A 19,853-nucleotide genomic window follows, 5' to 3' on the forward strand; every position below is an offset into this window, starting at 1 on the left:
TCAGATATCTCCGTCCGAGTGCAGGTCTACGACGACGGTGGCTTTGGCGGGCAGCTTTTCCTGCTCGTAAAGGCCCAGCGTTTCGCGCATCAGGTCGCGGAAGCGGCGGTCGTTGCGGCACTTGACGGTGAGTTTGTAGCGATAGTTTCCGTTGATCTTTTCGATATTGCCGGGGGTGGGGCCGAGCACCCGGAGGGGCAGCTCCGGCTGTTTTGCCGCCTGCCGGCCCAGCAGGGCCGCGAACCGGGCGGCGGCGCGGGCCACCTCGCTCTCTTTCAGGCCTGAAAAGCCCACGACGCACAGCCCGCAGAACGGCGGGTACAGCCCCAGCTTCCGGTAAGCGATCTCCTGCTCGAAGAAAGCGTCGTAGTCCTGCGCGGCAGCGAGGTTGAGCACCGGGTTGTCGGGGTCGGTGGTCTGGATGATGGCAAAACCGGGGTCTTTGGCCCGGCCGCTCCGGCCCACCACCTGCGTGATGAGGCTGAACACGGTCTCATACGCCCGGAAGCCCTGGGCGAACAGGAGCGAGTCGATGCCGAGGACGCCCACCAGGGTCACATCCTCGAAATCCAGCCCCTTGGCCACCATCTGGGTGCCCACCATGATGTCGTACTCGCGGCGGGCGAACCGGGCCAGCAGCTTTTCGTGGGCGTCCTTGGCGGCGGTGGAGTCCTGGTCCATCCGCAGGATGCGCGCCTCCGGGAAGAGCTTTGCCAGCTCCTCCTCGGCCTTCTGGGTGCCGAAGCCGCGGTACTGCAATGTTCCGCCGCAGGCGGGGCATTTTTGCGGGGGTGGGTCCAGCTGGCTGCCGCAGTAGTGGCAGAGCAGCTTGTGCGCCGATTTGTGGTAGACCATCGGGACACTGCACTTTGCGCATTTGAGCACCTCGCGGCAGTCCTCACACTGGGCGATGGTCTGGTAGCCCCGGCGGTTGAGCAGCAGGATGGTCTGCTTTTCCGCTTCCAGATTGCGGCGGATGGCATCTTCGAGCGCCAGGCTGATCTCGCGCGGGTTGCCGGAGGCCAGCTCGGCCCGCATATCGACGATCTCGACATGGGGCAGCGGGTTGCCGCCGTACCGCTGGGTCAGCCGCACCAGCTGGGTGCGCCCATGCTGGGCTGCAAAATAGCTCTCGGTGCTGGGAGTCGCGCTGGCCAGCAGGAGCAGCGCCCCATTCTCGGCCGCGCGCTGCCGGGCCACCTCGTGGGCGGCATAGCGGGGCGCGGATTCGGAACGGTAGGTGTGCTCCTGCTCTTCGTCGATGATGACGAGGCCGATGTTTTCCAGCGGTGAAAAGATGGCGCTGCGGGTACCCACCACGATGTCGGCTCCGCCGTCCTGGATCATCTGCCACTGGAGCAGCCGTTCCGTGTGGTTGAGGGCCGAGTGCTGCACGGCCACCCGCCTGCCGAACTGGCTCTTCAGCCGCAGGATCATCTGGGGGGTCAGGCTGATCTCCGGCACGAGCACCAGCGCTCGCCGCCCCAGCTGCAAACACCGCTCGATGAGCTTGAGGAAGACCAGCGTTTTTCCGCTGCCGGTCACGCCGTAGAGCAGCGCCGAATGGGGTTCGGCATCTTCGAGGTGCGGCAGCAGGGCATCGTATGCGGCCTGCTGTTCGCTCGTCAGAAGGATGGGTTCGTTTTTCAGCGGGATGCTCGCATACAGGTCGATGGATTTGTTCACCTTGCTGCATTCCAGCACACCCTTGGTGCAGAGATTGTCCAGCACAGCCCGGCTGATGCCCTTTTCTTCGAGTTCGGTCTGGGTGCGCTCTCCCCCGCCCAGCAGGGCCACCGCCGCCAGCTGCTTGGCCGTCGGCTTCGGCTTGGGCGGCAGGGTGCCCACCAGCTTGTAAGCGTTCTCGGTATGGCGGACCAGCTGCTTTTGCAGCACCGGCGTCACACCGTCCGCTGCCACGGCGGGCTTGTACTGCGCCCCATACGGGATGACGGCCTTGACGGCCTCATAGTAGGTGCAGAAGGTGCGTTCTTTCAAAAAATGCACCAGCCGCAGCAGTTCCGGCGTCAGGCAGGCGGAAGCGGGGGCCACATCGAAGAGGAATTTCAGCTTCGAGTTCTCCGGTTCGGCGTCGCAGGCCAGCACCACGCCCATCCGGGCACGGCTCCCCCGCCCGAACGGCACCAGCACCATGCTGCCCAGCCGGACGGCGTCCTGCTGGTCGGGCATGACTGCGTAGGTATACAGTTTATCGAAGTGGAACGTCGCGTTGCTCACGGCGACTCCGACCGTTTTTGGCATTCAGCTTCCTCCGGGTTTGGTTTCAGTGTGCGAGGCCCGCCCGCTGGCAGATAACCTGATAGAGCGCATCGGCGCAGGCGGCGACCTCATTGTTGACCAGCTTCAGGGTGAAGTCGTCCTGCTGGGCCAGCTCGTTCCGGGCCGTAGCCAGACGCTCACGGATGCTTTCCTCGGTCTCGGTGCCGCGGCCGCGCAGACGGCGCTCCAGCTCCTCCACCGACGGCGGCAGCAGGAAGATGGTGGTGGCACCGGGGAACATCCGGCGGATGTTGGCCGCGCCGTGGACATCAATGACCAGCACGACCAGCTTGCCGGCTTCCAGCCGCTTGTGGATCTCCTCTTTCAGGGTGCCGTAGTAATTGCCGTTGTAGAAATTGTATTCCACGACCTCGTCGTTTGCGATGAGCTGCTGGAACTGCTCCTGGCTGCGGTAGTAGTAATCCACGCCCTCCTGCTCGCCGGGGCGGGGCGAACGGGTGGTGGCGGAGACAGTCTTCTCGATCTCCGGGTGCGCAGCGCGCAGTGCATTGACCACGCTGTCCTTGCCGGTACCCGCTGCACCGGATACCACAAACAGATACTTTTCGTTTTCCATCTTTATTTCTGTTCCTCCTCTGAGCCTTTGCCCTCAACCTGCCCGGCGGCGCGGCTGGCCACCGTTTCCGGCTGAAGGGCCGACAGAACGACATGGTCGGAGTCCATGATGAGCACCGCACGGGTGCTGCGCCCATAGGACGCATCGATCAGCATCCCGCGTTCCCGCGCTTCCTTGACCAGACGCTTGACCGGCGCAGAGTCCGGGCTGACGACGGCCACCACGCGCCCGGCGCTGACCAGATTGCCAAAACCGATGTTGATGAGCTTCATCTTCTCCTCCGATCCGAATGTATCAATGCGTTACTCCAGATTCTGGATCTGTTCGCGGATCTTTTCGATCTCCGCCTTCATATCCACCACCACGCGGGTGATGTCCAGATCCTGGCACTTGGAGCCGATGGTGTTGGTCTCGCGGTTGAGTTCCTGGGTCAGGAAATCCAGCTTGCGGCCCACCGGCTCGTCCAGCTCCAGAATGGAGCGGTACTGGGCAATGTGGCTGCGCAGGCGGACGGTCTCCTCGTCCACTGCGGTCTTGTCACCGAAGATGGCGGCCTCGGTCAGGACGCGGGCATCGTCGATGTTTCGGTCTTCCAGGATGACCTTGAGCTTCTCATACAGGCGGTTGGTGTAGGCTTCCACCCGGCCTGCGCTCAGCGTCTCCACTCTGCCGACGCACTCTTCCAGAAAGCACAGGCGGCTCTCGACGTCGGCCTTCATCTTGGCACCCTCGGCGGCGCGCATCTGCACGAACGTTTCCAGCGCCTGCGCCGTGACGGCGGAGACGTCCTCCCACAGCTGCTCCTCGTCCACATCCGCGTGGCGGGTGGCGAGGACGTCCGGGAAGCGGGCAATGAGGCTGGCGGAGGTATCATTCTTGATGCAGAGCTCCTCGGACAGGTCCCGCAGAGCCTGCTGGTAGCTTCTGGCCAGCTCCCGGTTCACGGTGACGACGGTGTCGGCGGCGTCCACGTTCTGCACCGTCAGGCTCAGTTCCACCTTGCCGCGGGTGATCTGCTCGTTCAGCTGCTTTTTCAGGCGGCTGTCCATATAGCTGCAGGTCCGGGGCATCCGGGACGAATACTCAAAGTACCGGGAGTTGACGCTGCGCAGCTCCACCGTGATCTCACGGCCATTGCGCACCGCTGTGCCCCGGCCAAAACCGGTCATACTTAAAATCATGGTCAAATTTCCTCTTCTGACATAGGTTTTTTGCGGACAAATTCCAGTATATGTATCCGCTTTTGGGCACATCCGCCCATGTTACGATACATATGCTATCATTTTACTCTGCTGGCCCCGTTTTTGCAAGCAATGCGGCGAAAAAATCAGCTTTTGCCACGAAAAAGTCACACAAACGGCACCGCTGCTCCGCAGACACAAAAAGCCCCCCGCAAAACTGCGAGGGGCCAGAGGGATTCAATTAGACAGGATGCGACTGGTTGGTGTAGTCTGCGTGGTCAGCGTCCACGCCCTGCTTCTTGGCATTGCGCTTCTCGAAGAACTTGGGTGCGACCTGCGGGAACATGGCGTAGGTCAGAACGTCCTCTTCCTGCGTTGCCCACTTGGCGGCTTCGGTCTTCAGCTTGTCCATCTCAGGAGCAAGGGTGTCGGCGAAGCGGCAGGTGATGGGCTTCTCGTCGCCCAGGATCTTCTTGGTGAACTCGGCGCTGATGGGAGCGGGAGTCTTGCCGTAGTCGCCGTGGACCAGGCCCTTGAACTCCTTGGTGACCATCTTGTAGCGCTCGCCCAGGATGACGTTGAAGACGGCCTGGGTGCCAACGATCTGGCTGGTGGGGGTGACCAGCGGAGGATAACCGGCGTCCTCACGAACGCGGGGGATCTCAGCCAGCACTTCGTCCAGCTTGTCTTCCTTGCCGGCATCCTTCAGCTGCTTGAGCATGTTGGAGAACATGCCGCCCGGCACCTGATACAGCAGGGTGTTGGCATCGACGCCCAGAGACTTCGGGCTGATCTGGCCGTTGGCGATGTACTTCTCGCGCAGCTTTGCGAAGTATGCGCGGACGACGTTCAGCTGCTTCAGGTCCAGACCGGTATCGTAATCGGTGCCCTGCAGAGCTGCGACCAGGCTCTCGGTCGCCATGTGGCTGGTGCCGCCGCTCAGGGGGCTCATGGCGGTATCGACGATGTCGGCACCGGCCTCGATGCCCTTCAGCAGGGACATGGAAGCCAGACCGGCGGTGTAGTGGCTGTGGATATCGACCGGGATGGACAGGGTGCTCTTCAGCTCCTTGACCAGGTCGTAGCAGGTGTACGGAGTCAGCAGGCCAGCCATATCCTTGATGCAGATGGAGTCTGCGCCCATCTCTTCCAGGGTCTTGGCATACTTGACGTAGTACTCGTTGTTGTGCACGGGGCTCAGGGTGTAGCTGATGCAGCCCTGCACATGTGCCTTTTCCTTGTTGGCTGCCTTGATGGCGGTCTGCAGGTTGCGGGCATCGTTCAGTGCATCGAAGATGCGGATGACGTCGATGCCGTTGGCAACAGACTTCTGCACAAAGTACTCGACGGCGTCATCTGCATAGGGGCGGTAGCCCAGCATGTTCTGGCCGCGGAACAGCATCTGCAGCTTCTGGTGGGGCAGCTCCTTGCGCAGGATGCGCAGACGGTCCCAGGGGTCCTCGTCGAGGAAGCGGATGCAGCTATCGAAGGTAGCGCCGCCCCAGCACTCGACAGAGAAATACGGGATCTTATCCATTTCGGGCAGGATGGGACGCATGTCGTCCATCGTCATACGGGTGGCCAGCAGAGACTGGTGCGCATCGCGCAGGACGACTTCCGTGATCTTGATCGGCTTTTTGGCCATGGTTGTCACCTCTCCCTTCGTTCTCAGTTCATGGAGACGAGAACGTCACCGGAGTTGACGGTGTCGCCCTTGTTGACATTGACGGAAGCAACGGTGCCGTCCTGCGGAGCGACGATCTCATTCTCCATCTTCATGGCCTCCAGGATGACCAGCACGTCGCCAGCCTTGACGGATGCACCGGCTGCGACCTTGACATCCAGGATGTTGCCGGGCATGGGAGCCTTGACGGTGACGGCACCGGCAGCACCGGCGGGAGCAGCAGCCTTGGGAGCGGCAGCAGGAGCAGCCGGAGCCTTGGGAGCAGCGGGAGCGGCAGCAGCAACGGGAGCTGCGCCAGCGGCGGTCTCCTCAACGGAGACGCTGTAAGCAACACCATTGACGGTAATATTGTAATACTTCATGGAAGGACCCTCCTGAATCAATCATTTATCCTATGTACGTTTTACGATCGGAACGCTTACAGAGCCATGTTGCCGTGCTTCTTGGGCAGGCGGGCAGCACGCTTGGTGCTCAGCAGCTCAAATGCAGCCACAACGCTTGCGCGTGCGTTGGCAGCGTCGCAGGTCATATCGGCAGCGCCGCAGGCCACAGCGTTGGCGGCACTGCACACCTCAGCGGTGTAGGCAGCAGCCTTGGCGTTGGTCGCAGCGATGATGTTGTCGGAAGCGTCGATCTCGCTCTTGTACAGAACGGAGACGGCAGCGTTGGGCTCCAGAGCGCTGACCACGCAGCCGTTGACGGCGATCTTCAGGTCGGCATTGGCCAGAGCGGTGTAGACCGGGCCCACAGCCTTGCCAGCCAGCAGAGCGACCTTCGCGGTGGTGGCGTCTGCATAGGTGGCAGCCAGACGGGCAGCCTCACGGATGCCGCCGGCGATGTCATCGGTCGCGCTGGGAACGAAGCCCTTGGTGTCCACGATGGTCAGCACGGGGACGCTGAAGGCGTCGCACAGGCGGACGAAGCGGGAAGCCTTGGACACGCAGTTGTGGCACAGCTGCTCACCGGTCGCCACCACGCCGACCGCGTTGCCGCCGATGGTAGCAAATGCGGTGTAGACGCTCTTGCCGAAGCCTGCAAACAGCTCCACGGCGCTGTCCTTATCAATGAGGGCAGCAGCAGCCTTCTCCGGAGCGGCACCAGCGGCCAGGACCGCGGTGGGCTGCTCGAACTCGAAGATGGCGGGGCCGGTCAGGTTGTTGGCGGGCAGCAGACCCACGATGTGGGCAGCCTTCTCCGCAGCCTCGGCAGCGCTCTCGGCCACGATGGCAGCAACACCGGCCTTGGCAGCAGCCTCAGCGGAGCCTGCATCTGCGACCTTGTCGCCCTTGGCGGCAGAGGTGAAGGGAGCGGTGAAGAACAGCTCGGCGTCCTTTGCCATCACGCAGACATCTGCGCTGGCAGCGTTCAGGGCGCTGGTGCCGCCGCACACGCCGGTGACGACTGCCACCTGGGGCACGACGCCGGACACCTTGGCGATGGCAGCGTTCAGCTTGGCGGTCGCGGTCAGAACGTCCAGACCCTCTGCCAGCTTTGCGCCGATCGAGTTGTAGAACGTGACCACGGGGCAGCCCGTCTGAGCAGCCATTTCGAGGACCTTGATATTCTTCTCAACGTCCTTCACGGTGACTGCCTCGCCGTTCTGGTAGACGGCGTAGGCCTGCTGGCCAGCCGCATAGCCGCAGGCAGCGCTCACCGCGCCGTCCGCAAACAGTGCGGTATATTCCCCGTCATCGAAAAACTTGGCGAGGATTTCTCCTTTGTTGATCTTTGAAGCCATGGTAAGACCTCCTGCTTTGTCTATTTTGAGCTTTCAAAATTAGGTTTATTATACTATATTCTGTCAGGATTCTCAAGTGCCGAACGCCCCATTTTTGAGGGAAAATCTCACAATCTTTTCCATCTCAGGCCCGGCCGCCTTGGTCTGCCCGACAAAGATGCTGTGGGGACCATCATTTTCTCCGTTTTGCGGGTGCATTGCGCTCGCCGCGCTTCGCGCCCTGCCCCACCGGGCCGCGGGGGCGGCGCTCGGCCGCTTTGGATTGCAGCGCTGCGCTGCGGGTCTGGGCGCGGCCCTTGGCGGCTGCGGCGCGCAAGCCGTTGATCTCTGCCTTGGTCAGCTCACGGTAGGTGCCCGGCTTGAGCATCCCCAGCTTGACGACGCCCTCAGCGTTCCGCTTCAGGCGGACGACTTCCAGCCCGACGGCCTCGCACATCCGGCGGATCTCGCGGTTCTTGCCCTCTTTCAGGGTCATCTCCATCACGGTGCGGCCCGGCTCGTCGGTCACGACATTGATGGCACAGGGCATGGTCTTGGTGCCATCGTCCAGCACGACGCCGGAACTCATCTTCAGGATCTGGCTCTCGTCGGCACGGGGCTGCACGGTAACGCGGTACAGCTTGGAAATGCCGCCGGACGGATGGGTGACGGCCTGCGCAAAGGCGCCGTCGTTGGTCATCAGCAGCAGGCCCTCGCTGTCCTTATCCAGGCGGCCCACCGGATAGAGGCGGGCGGGGATGTCGCTGACCAGCTCCATGACGGTCTTGCGGCCCAGCTCATCGCTGGCGGTGGTCACGTAGCCGCGGGGCTTGTACAGCGCCAGATAGTAGAGCTGCTGGTTTTTCTGGATGTAGATGCGCTCATCATCCACATGCAGCACATCGCGGTTGGGGTCCATCTTGTCGCCCACCTTGACCGGGTGGCCGTTGACCTTGACGCGGCCCTCAGCAATGATCTGCTCGGCCGCGCGGCGGGAGCACAGGCCCTGCTCGCTCATGATCTTCTGAATACGTTCTTCTGCCATTGTTCGTTTACTCCTTGTGCGCCTCCCGGCGCTCAAAATGCACCGCGCTGAAGAGCCCTGCCCTTGCGGGAAAGGTGGTACGCAGTGCCGGATGAGGGTGCGCATTTTCGCGCGTTTGCCTCATCCATCTTGCTTCATTCGGCTGCTCCCCTCAAGGGGAAGCTCATGCGCCTTTTCTTACGCGTTGGGCGCTTCGGGGCCGGTCTCCGCGGGGGCCGCCTTGCCGCCCTTCCTGTCGATGAGGGCGCTGACCTTCTCCACCAGTTCGGGGATCATGGTCAGGGCGCGGTCCACGGTGTTGGCCCCGTCGGACAGCTGGATGGTGCGGACACAGCCGTCCTTGATGACAAGGAAGGCCACCGGCTGGATGTTGACGCCCGCGCCGGAACCGCCGCCGAACAGGTCCTTGTTGGCAGCATTCTTGCCGTCAAAGTCCGTGCCTGCGGATGCAAAGCCAAAGCTGACTTTGGACACCGGAAGGATGGTGGTGCCGTCCTCGGTGGTGATGGGCTTGCCCACGATGGTGTTGGAATCCACCATCTGACGGACCTTGTCCATCGTGACATTCATTAAACCCTGGATCGGATGCTCAGCCATAAAATCGGCCTCCTTATTTCAATGAGTGGGAAAAAGCGGGAACGCTTTCTCCGGAACTGCCCCCGCCGCAGCGGACAGGCAGAACACACCATACAGTTATATTATAACCAAATTATAGGAAGACGTCCAGCACTTTTTCGCGCCAGAACTCGCAAAGCACACGCACTGCCGTAAAGACGATGGCATACGCCTGTGCCGATACCCGGAAGGACACCCGGTCCTGCACCGTCGGCTGGGCCGAACCGAAATCCGGAAGCAGCCGCAGCTGCTCAAAATCGAGATAGACGAACCGGTCGAGGAAGCCCAGTGCCGGATAGAGCCAGGCGTTCAGCCTGCCATAGCTGCGGGCAGCTTCGGCGGGGTCCTCGCCCCGGACGCCCAGCACGACGTTGATCTTCGTGATGCGCAGCGACCCGATGATGGCTCTGGTCAGCCGGCCCGCCCCCCGCAGGATGGTGCAGAGGATGTTCAGGGTCAGCCGGGCCTTTTTGCGGGGCGGGGTCTCCGGCCTGGGCTTCTGGTCCGCTTTCTGTTCGGCCGGTTTTTTCTTCTTTTTCTTTTTCGGCTTTTCCGGTGCAGGATACTGGAACACCGGCAGGGTCAGCCCCAGCGCACCGACCCGGATGGTCAGCACATCGTTCTCCCACTGCACATCCGCGCAGAAGGGGCAGAACAGCAGCACTACCGCCAGGGTCAGGACCACCAGCAGCAGGATGCCGATCCCTTTCAAGAGAACGAGCAGCACCGTTCCCAAAACGCTCAGAACGCTCATACCTCTCCCCCGCTTTCTTCCCTGCTGTGGATGGGCGGCAGGTCGTCCAGGCTGGACAGGCCAAAGCACCGCAGAAACACATCCGTCGTCCGGAACGCCACCGGCCGTCCGGGCAGGTCCAGCCGCCCGGCCTCTTCGATGAGGCCTTTTTCCAGCAGGCCGGATACGCTGGACGAGGAGTCCACGCCGCGCACCTGTTCAATGAATGCGCGGGAGACCGGCTGGTTGTAGGCGATGACGGTCAGCGTCTCCATCGCCGCCGGGCCCAGCGGCACCGAGCGCCGGGTATCCAGCACCCGGCGGACCGGTTCGGCAAAGTCGGCCTTGGTGGCCAGCTGCCAGTGGGTGTTCAGGTGGAGCAGGCACAGGCCGCTGTCCTCGCGGGCATAGCGGGTGCGCAGCTCTTCCAGCACCGGCTCCACGCTGGAGACCGGCATCTGAAGCGCCTGGGCCAGTTTGTCGGCTCCGATGGGTTCCGCATAGGCAAAGAGCATCGCCTCCACGGCGGCTCGCAGTTTTTTCTGGTTCATTCGTTCTCCTTTGTGCGTTCCAGCCGCCCGCGGCGCATGGTCATCGCACCGTCCGGGCCGAGGGTGACACGCCCGCCGCGCACCAGTTCCAGCAGGGCCAGAAAGGTGGCCACATGGGTGCTCCGGCTCTGGCGGCGGGAAAACAGCTGCCCCAGCTTCCGGGCACTGCCCCCGATGAGCTGGCGCAGGATATAGACCACCCGGCTGTTCACCGACACCACCGGCGCGGACACCAGCGGCTCGAACTGCTGCTGGGTGGGCTGCCGGACGACGGCCGCTTTCCGGCCCGCCAGCGCCTGCCAGCAGTCCGCCAGCACCTGCGGCGAGTGGAAGAGGTCGTAGGTGTTGTCCTGCTCCACTTCCAGCGGTCTCCGGACGAAGACCGGGGCCTGCTCCCCTTTTGCGCGCAATGCCTCGGCCATCCGGCGGCACTGGTCGTACTCGATGAGCTGGCCGGTCAGTTCCTGTTTCATCCGCTCGCCCTCTTCGCTGCGGGGCAGCAGCAGATAGCTCTTCATCTCCACCAGATGCGCCGCCATCTCGATGAAGGCGCTGGCCGTCTCCGGGTCGGCTCCGGCGTCCGCCGCCACGGTGCGGGTGTACTGGTCGATGAGTTCCAGAATGGGGATGTTGTGCAGGTCCATCTTGTGCTTCTGCACCAGCGTCAGCAGCAGTTCCAGCGGACCTTCGAAGTCCGCCAGATGGAACGTCAGCTCTTCTGCCACTCAGATCACCGTCCCGATGGATGCGTAATACATGGAATAGGCGATCTGGTCGATGTAGCCGGTGCCCAGATCCAGCAGGTCCCACACGGCATCGTTCAGCAGGGTGAGCGGGCCGTCCAGAAAGCCGCTCCAGACCACCGCCAGCATGACGATGAGGATCACCCGCTCATATTTCATGATGCCGAAGTAGATGCGCTGGGGCAGCACCGCCAGCAGCACCCGGCTGCCGTCCAGCGGCGGCACCGGGATGAGGTTAAACACCGCCAGACTGACGTCCATCATGACCAGATATTGCAGGAAGCGGGCTGCAAACACGGTTCCGACCGTGACCGGGGCCCAGTAATACAGCAGCTTCCAGACCACCATCGCGAGGTAGGCCAGGAGCAGGTTTGCCACCGGGCCTGCCAGCGCCGTGAGCGCCATGCCCGCCTTGGGGTTCTTGAAATTGCGCGGGTCGGTGGAGACCGGCTTTGCCCAGCCCACGCCCGCCAGCACCATGCACAGGGTGCCCATCAGGTCAAAGTGGCGGAACGGGTTCAGCGACAGCCGGCCCTCCCGCTTGGCCGTAGGGTCGCCCAGCAGCCAGGCGGCGAGGGCGTGGCCCGCTTCGTGGAACGGGATGGCGACCAGCGTCACCAGCGCCCGGATAAGATAGTACAGTCCGCGTGAGGTCATCGTATTCTCCTAACAGTGGATTATTTTGTCTTATTGTACTATGTTTTTCGATTTCAGACAAGGGCTTGGCCCACAGATAAAAAAGGTTACAGAAATTTCAAAAAAATGCTTGCAATTTCTGCCCGACTCTGGTACAATAGTCAAGCTGATTATTTTGAATTCCTTACTTCACTGCTAGGAGGTGCAAGTATCATGGCTAAGTGTGAATGCTGCGGCAAGGGCGTTACCTTTGGTATTAAGGTCTCCCACTCCCATCGCCGTTCCAACCGTACCTGGAAGCCGAATGTCCGTCGTGTCAAGGCGGTCGTGGAGGGTTCTCCCAAGTATATCTACGCATGCTCCCGTTGCCTGCGCGCTGGCAAAGTTACCCGCGCTGTCTAAGTAGCTGCATCTGCCGGTCACTTTGTCGAGTGACCGGCTTTTTTGTTTTCCAGGAGGAGGTTTTTCAGATGGCTCTGCCCCATGACCCCATCATGCTTTTGAGCATGGTGAACCTGAAGCTGCGCGACTTCTACCCCAGCCTCGACGCACTGTGCGACGACCTGGACGAAGACAAGGCCGCGCTGTGCGCAACGCTCGCTGCCGCCGGGTACGGATACGACCCGGTGCGGAATCAATTCGTATAAATTCAGGAGGATGCTTTCATGATGCAAGGTACCTATTATAAAGAGTGGAGCCGGATGCTCGGCCGCGAAATGGAGTTCAAGGTCTATGGCACGGCCGGTGTGCCGGTGCTGGCCCTGCCCGCCCGCGGGGGCCGTTTCTACGATTGGGAGAACAACGGGATGCCCGAAGCGGTGGCTTCCCTGCTGAGCAGCGGCAAGCTCCAGCTCTTTACCGCCGACGGCATCGACGCCGAGAGCCTGCTGGCCGGGGATGCTGCGCCCCGCCGCCGGGCTGAGATGCAGGAAAAGTATTTCAACTACCTGTCCACCGAGCTGGCCGCCCGCATCCGGGAACTGAACCAGACCGAGAAAGGCCAGCTCATCTGGTGCGTCGGCGTGGACACCGGTGCCTGTCAGGCCGTCAACTGCCGCCTGCGCCGCCCGGAGGTGTTCGGCGGTGCCATCGGTCTGTCCGGCCTGTACGACATGAGCCGCTTTCTGGGCAGCGCCGAGGACGACCTCGTGCTCCGCAATGCCCCCCTCGCCTACCTGACCGAGACCGGCCTCGTGGACAAAAAGGCCTTTGCCAAGGCGGAGGAGAACGACCTCATCCTCTGCGCCGGGCAGGGCAGCTACGAGGAGGAGGCACAGGCCGACACCCGCGCCCTCTCCGAGGCCCTGATCACCGCCGGTCTGCCCGTCCACTGCGAGTTCTGGGGCAGTGATGTCTCCCACGACTGGTACTGGTGGGGCAAGGAGCTGCATCTGTTCGCAGAACGCATCTTTGGAGAAGGAGGAAGCCATGCCTGAATTTGTGATCGGTGCCCGCGGGCACGATTTTGGCCGTCACACCCCGGATGAGCTGTTCGCTTCCATCGGCAAGGCGGGCTTTGCCTGCACCCAGCTGGCCTACACCAAGGCCATTGAGGGTGTGAAGAGCTATGCCGATGTCACCCCGGAACTGGTCGAGGCCACCCGCGCCGCAGCCACCGCTGCCGGTGTTTCCATCGCGGTGAACGGCACCTACGTCGAGCTGAGCTATGCCGACGAGGACAAGCGCCGCGCCGAGGTCGCCAAGGTGCTGAGCCAGATCCCGGTCGCCAAAGTGCTGCACGCCGGCTGCATGGGCAGCGAGACCACCAACATGGCCAAGCAGCCCGGTGTCACCCGCAAGGAAGCGCAGGAAGCCCTTCTCCGCAGCCTGGGCGAGATCCTGCCCGTCTGTGAGGAGCAGGGGGTGCTGTTCGCCGTGGAGTGCGTCTACTACCACGCTATGAACACCCCGGAGGCCGTCAAGATGGTGCTGGACACCATCGCCAGCCCCAATCTGCGCGTCCTCTGCGATTTCGCCAACTACGTCGGCCCGGAGGATGCTTCGCTGGACGCGCAGCGCCGCATCTGGGACAAGGTGGGCAGCTGGTACGGCGACAAGATCGCCGCCGTCCACTTCAAGGGTCAGAACTTCCGGCCGGACGGCACCCTGTACTCCACCAGCCTGGAGGATTCCTGTGTGGACTATGCAGGCGGCTTCGCCATGCTGAAGCAGATGCCGCAGGCCGCCTTCCCGGTCCTGCGTGAGGAAGCCGTCCCCGCCCGCGCCGCCAGCGACATCGCCTTTATGCGGAAATTCTGCGAATAAGCGCTTGCCTTTCAGGAGTTGTTGACACTCCCCCCGTCACCTACGGTGACAGCCCCCTCTGAGAGGGGGCCTTTTACAGCTGACCCTTGCGCCAGGGCTCCCTCCATGAGGGAGCTGGCACAGCGACGCTGTGACTGAGGGAGTTTGCAGCAACTCCTTCTTTTTTTGTCTTCTGTGTTCACGAAAAATTCACAATTGAATTCTCATTTCCTACTTGTTCTGTAGGACAAACTGTGCTACAATGCCTTTGTACGAAAGATACCCCCAAGGGGTAATTCGAAAGGAGTGGTTCCCATGAGCAGCGAGATGGAACCCTGCCCCCGCTGTGCCCTGCACGAAGCGTCCCCTGCCCCCTGCTGCGAAGATGCAGCCGCCGAAACGGCGCAGGCCGAAGCAGAGACCCTGCACGCCTGCTGCTGCCGCCACAAAAAGCGGAGCGAGGAGGAGTACAAGAGCCTCATCCACCGGCTGAACCGCATCGAGGGCCAGATCCGGGGCATCCGCGGCATGGTCGAAAAAGACGTCTACTGTGCCGACATCCTCGTGCAGGTGGCGGCGGCAAACTCTGCGCTGAACGCCTTTTCCAGAGAGCTGCTCAGCCAGCATGTGCGCACCTGCGTTGCGGACGACCTGCGCGCGGGCAGCGACGAAAAGTTGGATGAGCTGCTGAAATTGCTGCCCAAACTCATGAAATGACCCTTTTTCGGACAATCTGACCCATCGCAAGGAGTGAAGACTATGGAACAATACAACGTTACCGGCATGAGCTGTGCGGCCTGCTCTGCACGGGTGGAAAAGGCCGTAAACGCCGTGCCCGGCGTCACGAGCTGCTCGGTGAGCCTGCTCACCAACTCCATGGGCGTGGAGGGCACCGCGAGTGCTGCCGCCATCGTCAAGGCGGTGCAGGATGCAGGCTATGGCGCCAGCCCCAAGGCGGGCGGGCCCACCGCCGCCACGGACCCCAGCGCCGACCTCGATGCCCTGGCCGACCACGAGACCCCCAAACTGAAAAAGCGGCTCATCGCCTCCCTTCTCTTTCTGGCGGTGCTGATGTACTTTTCCATGGGGCACATGATGTGGGGCTGGCCGCTCCCCCACTGGTTCGACGGCAACCACGTCGCGATGGGCCTCGTTCAGCTGCTGCTGGCGGGCATCGTGATGGTCATCAACCAGAAGTTCTTCATCAACGGCTTCAAAGGCCTCCTCCACCGCGCTCCCAACATGGATACACTGGTGGCGCTGGGCTCCTCGGCCAGCTTTCTCTGGAGCACCTACGCCCTCTTCGCCATGACCCGTGCGCAGGTGGATGGCAACGACGCCCTCGTCATGCACTACATGATGGAGTTCTACTTTGAGTCGGCCGCCATGATCCTGACCCTCATCACGGTGGGCAAGATGCTGGAAGCCCGCTCCAAAGGCAAGACCACCGACGCACTCAAGAGCCTGATGAAGCTGGCTCCCAAAACGGCCACCCTCCTGCGGGGCGGCACCGAAGTCAGCGTCCCCATCGCGGAAGTGCGCAAAGGCGATGTTTTTGTCGTCCGCCCCGGTGAGAACATCCCGGTGGACGGCATCGTGCTGGAAGGCAGCAGCGCCGTGAACGAGAGCGCACTGACCGGCGAGAGCATCCCGGTGGACAAGGCCGAGGGCGACAAGGTCTCAGCCGCCACCACCAACCAGTCGGGCTTCCTGCGGTGCGAGGCCACCCGCGTGGGCGAAGATACCACTCTGGCGCAGATCATCCGGATGGTCAGCGACGCCGCCGCCACCAAGGCCCCCATCGCCAAGATCGCCGACACCGTGTCGGGCTTCTTCGTCCCGGCGGTCATCTCCATCGCCGTGGTCACCACCATCGTCTGGCTGCTGCTGGGCCGGGAGTTCGGCTATGCGCTGGCCCGCGGCATCTCGGTGCTGGTCATCAGCTGCCCCTGTGCGCTGGGTCTGGCCACACCGGTGGCCATCATGGTCGGCAACGGTCTGGGGGCCAAGAACGGCATCCTGTTCAAGACGGCCGCTTCGCTGGAAGCCGCAGGCCGCACCCAGATCGTGGCGCTGGATAAGACCGGCACCATCACCAGCGGCGAACCCAAAGTCACCGACATCCTGCCCGCCGAGGGCGTGAGCGAGACGGAGCTGCTGACCCTTGCCGCCGCGCTGGAACGCAGGAGCGAGCATCCGCTGGCCAAGGCCATCCTCGCTTACACCGAAGCCAACGCCATCGAAGCCCCGGAAGTCTCCGACTTTGCAGCCCTGCCCGGCAACGGCCTGACTGCAACGCTGGACGGCAAAGAAATTTACGCAGGCCATGCGTCCTTCCTTGCAACAAAGGCCGCTGTGCCCGCCAGCTTGAAGGCAAAAGCCGCCGCGCTGGCAAGCGAGGGCAAAACGCCGCTGTACTTCGGCGGCGCCGGCCGTCTGCTGGGCGTAGTGGCCGTGGCCGATACCATCAAGGAGGACAGCCCCCGCGCCATCCGTGAATTGCAGAACATGGGCATCCGGGTCGTGATGCTCACCGGCGACAACCAGCGCACCGCCGACGCCATCGGCCGTCAGGCAGGCGTGGATGAGGTCATCGCTGGCGTCCTGCCCGACGGCAAGGAAGCCGTCATCCGCAAGCTGCAAGCCTCCGGCAAGGTCGCCATGGTCGGCGACGGCATCAACGATGCCCCGGCCCTGACCCGCGCCGACACCGGCATCGCCATCGGTGCTGGAACGGACGTCGCCATTGATGCGGCGGACGTGGTGCTGATGAACTCCCGGCTCTCCGATGTGCCCGCCGCCATCCGCCTGAGCCGCGCCACCCTGCGCAACATCCACGAGAATCTGTTCTGGGCCTTCATCTACAACATCATCGGCATCCCGCTGGCCGCCGGTGTGTTCATCCCCTTCGGCCTGACGCTGAACCCCATGTTCGGTGCCGCCGCGATGAGCCTGTCCAGCTTCTGCGTCGTCAGCAACGCGCTGCGCCTGAATCTGTTCGACCTGCACAGCACCAAACACGACCACAAGATCAAGACTTCCGCCCTGCCCGCTGCCGCGCAGCCGCAGGCTGAAGATACGACCGAACCCGTTTCGGAATCCACTGTCAAGGAGGAATGTTCCATGAAAAAGACCCTGCACGTTGAAGGCATGATGTGCTGCCACTGCGAGGCCCGCGTGAAGAAGGCACTGGAAGCTCTGCCCGAAGTCCACGAGGCCGTGGTCAGCCACGAGACCGGCACCGCCGTCGTCACCCTGAGCGCCGATGTCGCCAACGAGACCCTGAAGAAGGCCGTTGAAGACCAGGACTACAAAGTGACCGGCATCGAATAAGCCGCACCTGCCAAAAAGACCCTCTCCGTCCTTGCTCTGCTGCAATGCCCGGAGAGGGTCTTTTCATCTTTTATAATCTCTGCAATCGTTCTGCGCCCTTCGTCTTCAGCCAGCGGAGCGCAGCCCCATCGGCCAGGGCAAGGATACCCAATGCTGCCATCCATGCGGCCTCGGCCGGCACGAACTGCGCCAGCACCAGCACCCCCACGCCCAGCACAAAGCCAGCGGCCCAGTTGACAAGCAGTGCCAGCAGAACGCTGGGGTTCTGCTTGATGACGGCCATCTCGCTCGTCCAGTGGAACCGTGGCATCATCACGCCGAGCATCAGCCCGGCGGCAGCTGTGAAAACAACATCCAATGCCACCAGCAGACCCGCCAGCAGGGCCGAAGTCCACGGCGCGCGCAGAAGCACGAGTCCGTAAGCCAGGCAGAGCAGCGCGGGCGGCAGGGTGACCAGCAGATGCAGGTCCAGCTTCGCCCGCAGCACCTGCCATGGTGTCACCGGCAGGCTTTGCAGCTGCCACAGCTGTTCCCCTTCCAGTGAGACGGACGGCACGGTGAGGAGGTTCATCCCGGCCACCAGCACCACCGTGAAGGTCAGCAGCACCACGCCCAGCTCCCGCGCGGGCAGCCGCGCCGCCAACGCCCGCAGTGCGTCCGCCTTGTATCCCATTGCGCCGCTGAGAAGCAGCAGCGCCAGCGACCCCATGGCGCAATTGAGCAGATAGGACGCGCTGCTGCCCAGATGGAGCAGTTCCCGGCGCAGCAGCGTCCGCCGCAGCGAGGAACGGCGGGCCAGCCGCGCCCGCGTCCGTTTCACGGCCCCGCGCCGGGTCGTCATCAGGGTCAGATACGGCCCGGAAAGCGCCCTGCCCAGCGCCGCGCAGAGCAGCACGATGCCAACGGCCAGCACCAGCAGCAAAAGCGGTTTCCCGCAGGCGGCACCTCCCAAAAAGCGCCCCGCGCCCGTTAGGGCCGTGTCACTTCCGCCCAGCGCCCCCTGCCCCAACACCTGTTCAAGGAGAGCCATTCCCCGCTGGTAGGCGAGACCATACACCACCGCAAGCCCCAGGGTTGCCGCAATCGTGACCAGCGTTTTGTGTGCGGCCCGCGCAGTGCAGAGAGCGACCACCCACCCCAGCAGCGCCGCCAGAAGGGACGCTGCCCCGGCCAGCACCAGCGCCATGGGAGCCGCACTCAGCAGCCCGCCCAGCGGAGAAGCCGCATACAGCCCATACACTACTTCTGCCGGGACCCAGAGCAGCAGCAGATAGAACAGGCACATCGCGTACAGCCCGCTCATCCGGACGGCAAAGATCATCCACGGCGGGATGGGCATCGCCAGCAGCAGGTCGTTGTCCCTGGCCTGAAACAGGCTCCCATAGCTGGAAAACGCCCCTGCAAACACGCCGACAGCCAGCGCCAACAGCTCCATCGTCAGAAAGTACAGTGCCTCCTGCCCGACGGGCAGCAGCAGCTCTCCCAGCGGCCACGCCAGCGAGAAGAAACTGCCCATCACCAGCAGCACGATGCCCCCATACAGCGCTCCGAACGCAAACCGGCCCGCTCTGGTGCGGTGTTTCCCGGTGCTGGCGCTCCGGACAAGGAAGGCCCCCTGCTCCCGCAGCTGTTTCCGAAACAGGGCGCGGAACAGACGTCTGGTCTCAGTGTCCATCCTGCACCCCTTCCAGCTCCAGAAAGACCGCTTCCAGCGATGCATCGCCCCGCACCTCGGCCATGGAGCCAGCCCGCACGAGCCGCCCCTGCCGGAGGATGGCCACCTGGTCGCAGAGCTTTTCGGCCACTTCCAGCACATGGGTGGAAAAGAAGATGGCCCCGCCTGCATCGCAGAAGGCCCGCATGGTCTGCTTGAGCTGGTGGGAGGCCAGCGGGTCCAGCCCCACGAACGGCTCATCCATCAGGATGAGTTTGGGCGCGTGGAGCAGTGCCGCCAGAATGGCCAGCTTCTGCTTCATGCCGTGGGAGTAGGAGCTGATGGGCTGGCCCAGCGCTTCGGTCAGCGCAAAGCGCTCGCCGTACACCCGCACCCGCTCGGCGCGGGCAGCCTCGCGGACGCCGAACACGTCCGCAATGAAATCCAGATATTGGATACCGGTCATGTAGCCATAAAGGGCCGGATCATCCGGCAGATAGGCCAGCTGACGCTTGGCCGCAAGCGGGTCGTCCCGCATGGAACAGCCGTTCACCCGCACCTCGCCGCGGTCCGGCTGCAAGATGCCGCAGCAGCATTTCAGGGTGGTGGTCTTGCCCGCCCCGTTCGGCCCGATGAAGCCGAAGATCTCTCCCGGCCGGATGGTCAGCGTGAGGTCATCCACCGCCGTTTTCTCGCCGTACTGTTTGGTCAGATGCCGGATCTCCAGCATTCGGATCTCTCCTTTCGGTCTTGATGCGCTCCTGTTTGATAGCCAAATCGTATCATCCGCGGAAGTGCCTGTCAAGCATTTCGGCGCACGTCGGGATGCAAAAGCGGCACCAGCCCGCAAAGCCGTTTTG

The 19,853-nt window shown here is 62.9% G+C and carries 21 protein-coding genes; 6 read left to right on the forward strand and 15 right to left on the reverse strand.

The features are described from left to right. The 13 genes from priA to I5P96_RS08600 form a co-directional block, all read right to left on the reverse strand. Positions 1-2,262, reverse strand: a complete 2,262-nt coding sequence (priA, locus tag I5P96_RS08540; protein WP_118553105.1) for a primosomal protein N' — start codon at positions 2,260-2,262, stop codon at positions 1-3. A 22-nt stretch (positions 2,263-2,284) separates the two neighbouring features. Next, on the reverse strand, positions 2,285-2,857 hold the full coding sequence (gene gmk, locus I5P96_RS08545; protein WP_097792102.1) for a guanylate kinase: 573 nt from the start codon (positions 2,855-2,857) through the stop codon (positions 2,285-2,287). Between the two features lie 2 nt (positions 2,858-2,859). Beyond that, positions 2,860-3,129, reverse strand: a complete 270-nt coding sequence (locus tag I5P96_RS08550; RefSeq protein ID WP_223381631.1) for a DUF370 domain-containing protein — start codon at positions 3,127-3,129, stop codon at positions 2,860-2,862. Between the two features lie 30 nt (positions 3,130-3,159). Further along, positions 3,160-4,038 (reverse strand): YicC/YloC family endoribonuclease, encoded by an 879-nt coding sequence (locus tag I5P96_RS08555; protein ID WP_097792101.1) that lies wholly within the window; start codon positions 4,036-4,038, stop codon positions 3,160-3,162. A 241-nt stretch (positions 4,039-4,279) separates the two neighbouring features. Then, positions 4,280-5,683, reverse strand: a complete 1,404-nt coding sequence (locus I5P96_RS08560; protein ID WP_223381633.1) for an oxaloacetate decarboxylase subunit alpha — start codon at positions 5,681-5,683, stop codon at positions 4,280-4,282. 23 nt (positions 5,684-5,706) lie between these two features. Beyond that, positions 5,707-6,084: a biotin/lipoyl-containing protein gene (locus I5P96_RS08565; protein WP_118553108.1), complete on the reverse strand. Its 378-nt coding sequence runs from the start codon at positions 6,082-6,084 to the stop codon at positions 5,707-5,709. 56 nt (positions 6,085-6,140) lie between these two features. Then, a complete protein-coding gene (locus tag I5P96_RS08570; protein ID WP_223381635.1) occupies positions 6,141-7,460 on the reverse strand; it encodes a carboxyl transferase domain-containing protein in 1,320 nt (439 codons plus the stop codon). 172 nt (positions 7,461-7,632) lie between these two features. Continuing rightward, positions 7,633-8,484, reverse strand: coding sequence for a pseudouridine synthase (locus I5P96_RS08575; RefSeq protein ID WP_097792097.1), 852 nt, complete (start codon positions 8,482-8,484; stop codon positions 7,633-7,635). Positions 8,485-8,661: 177 nt separating this feature from the next. Then, positions 8,662-9,081 carry a GerW family sporulation protein gene (ytfJ, locus tag I5P96_RS08580; protein WP_207685319.1) on the reverse strand — a complete coding sequence of 140 codons (420 nt, stop codon included), beginning with the start codon at positions 9,079-9,081 and terminating at the stop codon, positions 8,662-8,664. Between the two features lie 112 nt (positions 9,082-9,193). Further along, entirely contained in the window at positions 9,194-9,853 is a 660-nt protein-coding gene (locus I5P96_RS08585) for a DUF2953 domain-containing protein (RefSeq protein ID WP_223381636.1), read from the reverse strand. Further along, positions 9,850-10,383, reverse strand: coding sequence for an SMC-Scp complex subunit ScpB (scpB, locus tag I5P96_RS08590; RefSeq protein WP_118553283.1), 534 nt, complete (start codon positions 10,381-10,383; stop codon positions 9,850-9,852). The genes I5P96_RS08585 and scpB overlap by 4 nt, the downstream gene beginning before the upstream one ends. Continuing rightward, positions 10,380-11,108: a segregation and condensation protein A gene (locus I5P96_RS08595; RefSeq protein ID WP_223381637.1), complete on the reverse strand. Its 729-nt coding sequence runs from the start codon at positions 11,106-11,108 to the stop codon at positions 10,380-10,382. Before I5P96_RS08595 ends, scpB begins: the two co-directional genes overlap by 4 nt. Continuing rightward, a complete protein-coding gene (locus tag I5P96_RS08600) occupies positions 11,109-11,783 on the reverse strand; it encodes a site-2 protease family protein (RefSeq protein WP_118553285.1) in 675 nt (224 codons plus the stop codon). It abuts the gene before it with no gap. A 192-nt stretch (positions 11,784-11,975) separates the two neighbouring features. Here I5P96_RS08600 and rpmB point away from each other — a divergent pair, with 192 nt between their 5' ends. The 6 genes from rpmB to I5P96_RS08630 all read left to right on the forward strand — a co-directional run bounded on the left by rpmB (position 11,976) and on the right by I5P96_RS08630 (position 17,339). Beyond that, positions 11,976-12,164, forward strand: coding sequence for a 50S ribosomal protein L28 (rpmB, locus tag I5P96_RS08605; RefSeq protein WP_005932647.1), 189 nt, complete (start codon positions 11,976-11,978; stop codon positions 12,162-12,164). Between the two features lie 68 nt (positions 12,165-12,232). Continuing rightward, complete coding sequence (locus I5P96_RS08610; protein ID WP_097792091.1) at positions 12,233-12,409, forward strand: DUF4250 domain-containing protein; 177 nt, start codon at positions 12,233-12,235, stop codon at positions 12,407-12,409. An 18-nt stretch (positions 12,410-12,427) separates the two neighbouring features. Further along, positions 12,428-13,198, forward strand: coding sequence for an esterase family protein (locus I5P96_RS08615; protein WP_223381638.1), 771 nt, complete (start codon positions 12,428-12,430; stop codon positions 13,196-13,198). After that, positions 13,191-14,027 carry a sugar phosphate isomerase/epimerase family protein gene (locus I5P96_RS08620; protein ID WP_118553287.1) on the forward strand — a complete coding sequence of 279 codons (837 nt, stop codon included), beginning with the start codon at positions 13,191-13,193 and terminating at the stop codon, positions 14,025-14,027. The genes I5P96_RS08615 and I5P96_RS08620 overlap by 8 nt, the downstream gene beginning before the upstream one ends. A 294-nt stretch (positions 14,028-14,321) precedes the next feature. Then, positions 14,322-14,723: a metal-sensing transcriptional repressor gene (locus tag I5P96_RS08625; protein WP_097792088.1), complete on the forward strand. Its 402-nt coding sequence runs from the start codon at positions 14,322-14,324 to the stop codon at positions 14,721-14,723. A gap of 42 nt (positions 14,724-14,765) precedes the next feature. Then, entirely contained in the window at positions 14,766-17,339 is a 2,574-nt protein-coding gene (locus I5P96_RS08630) for a heavy metal translocating P-type ATPase (protein ID WP_223381639.1), read from the forward strand. A gap of 70 nt (positions 17,340-17,409) precedes the next feature. Here the strand turns inward: I5P96_RS08630 and I5P96_RS08635 are convergent, their stop codons facing one another. Continuing rightward, the gene (locus tag I5P96_RS08635) at positions 17,410-19,014 is read right to left on the reverse strand and encodes a hypothetical protein (protein ID WP_223381640.1); all 1,605 of its coding nucleotides are present in this window, start codon (positions 19,012-19,014) and stop codon (positions 17,410-17,412) included. Continuing rightward, positions 19,004-19,723, reverse strand: a complete 720-nt coding sequence (locus I5P96_RS08640; RefSeq protein WP_223381641.1) for an ABC transporter ATP-binding protein — start codon at positions 19,721-19,723, stop codon at positions 19,004-19,006. Before I5P96_RS08640 ends, I5P96_RS08635 begins: the two co-directional genes overlap by 11 nt. Positions 19,724-19,853 lie beyond the last annotated feature (130 nt).

The organism is Faecalibacterium prausnitzii (assembly GCF_019967995.1).
Lineage (GTDB): Bacteria > Bacillota > Clostridia > Oscillospirales > Ruminococcaceae > Faecalibacterium > Faecalibacterium prausnitzii_E.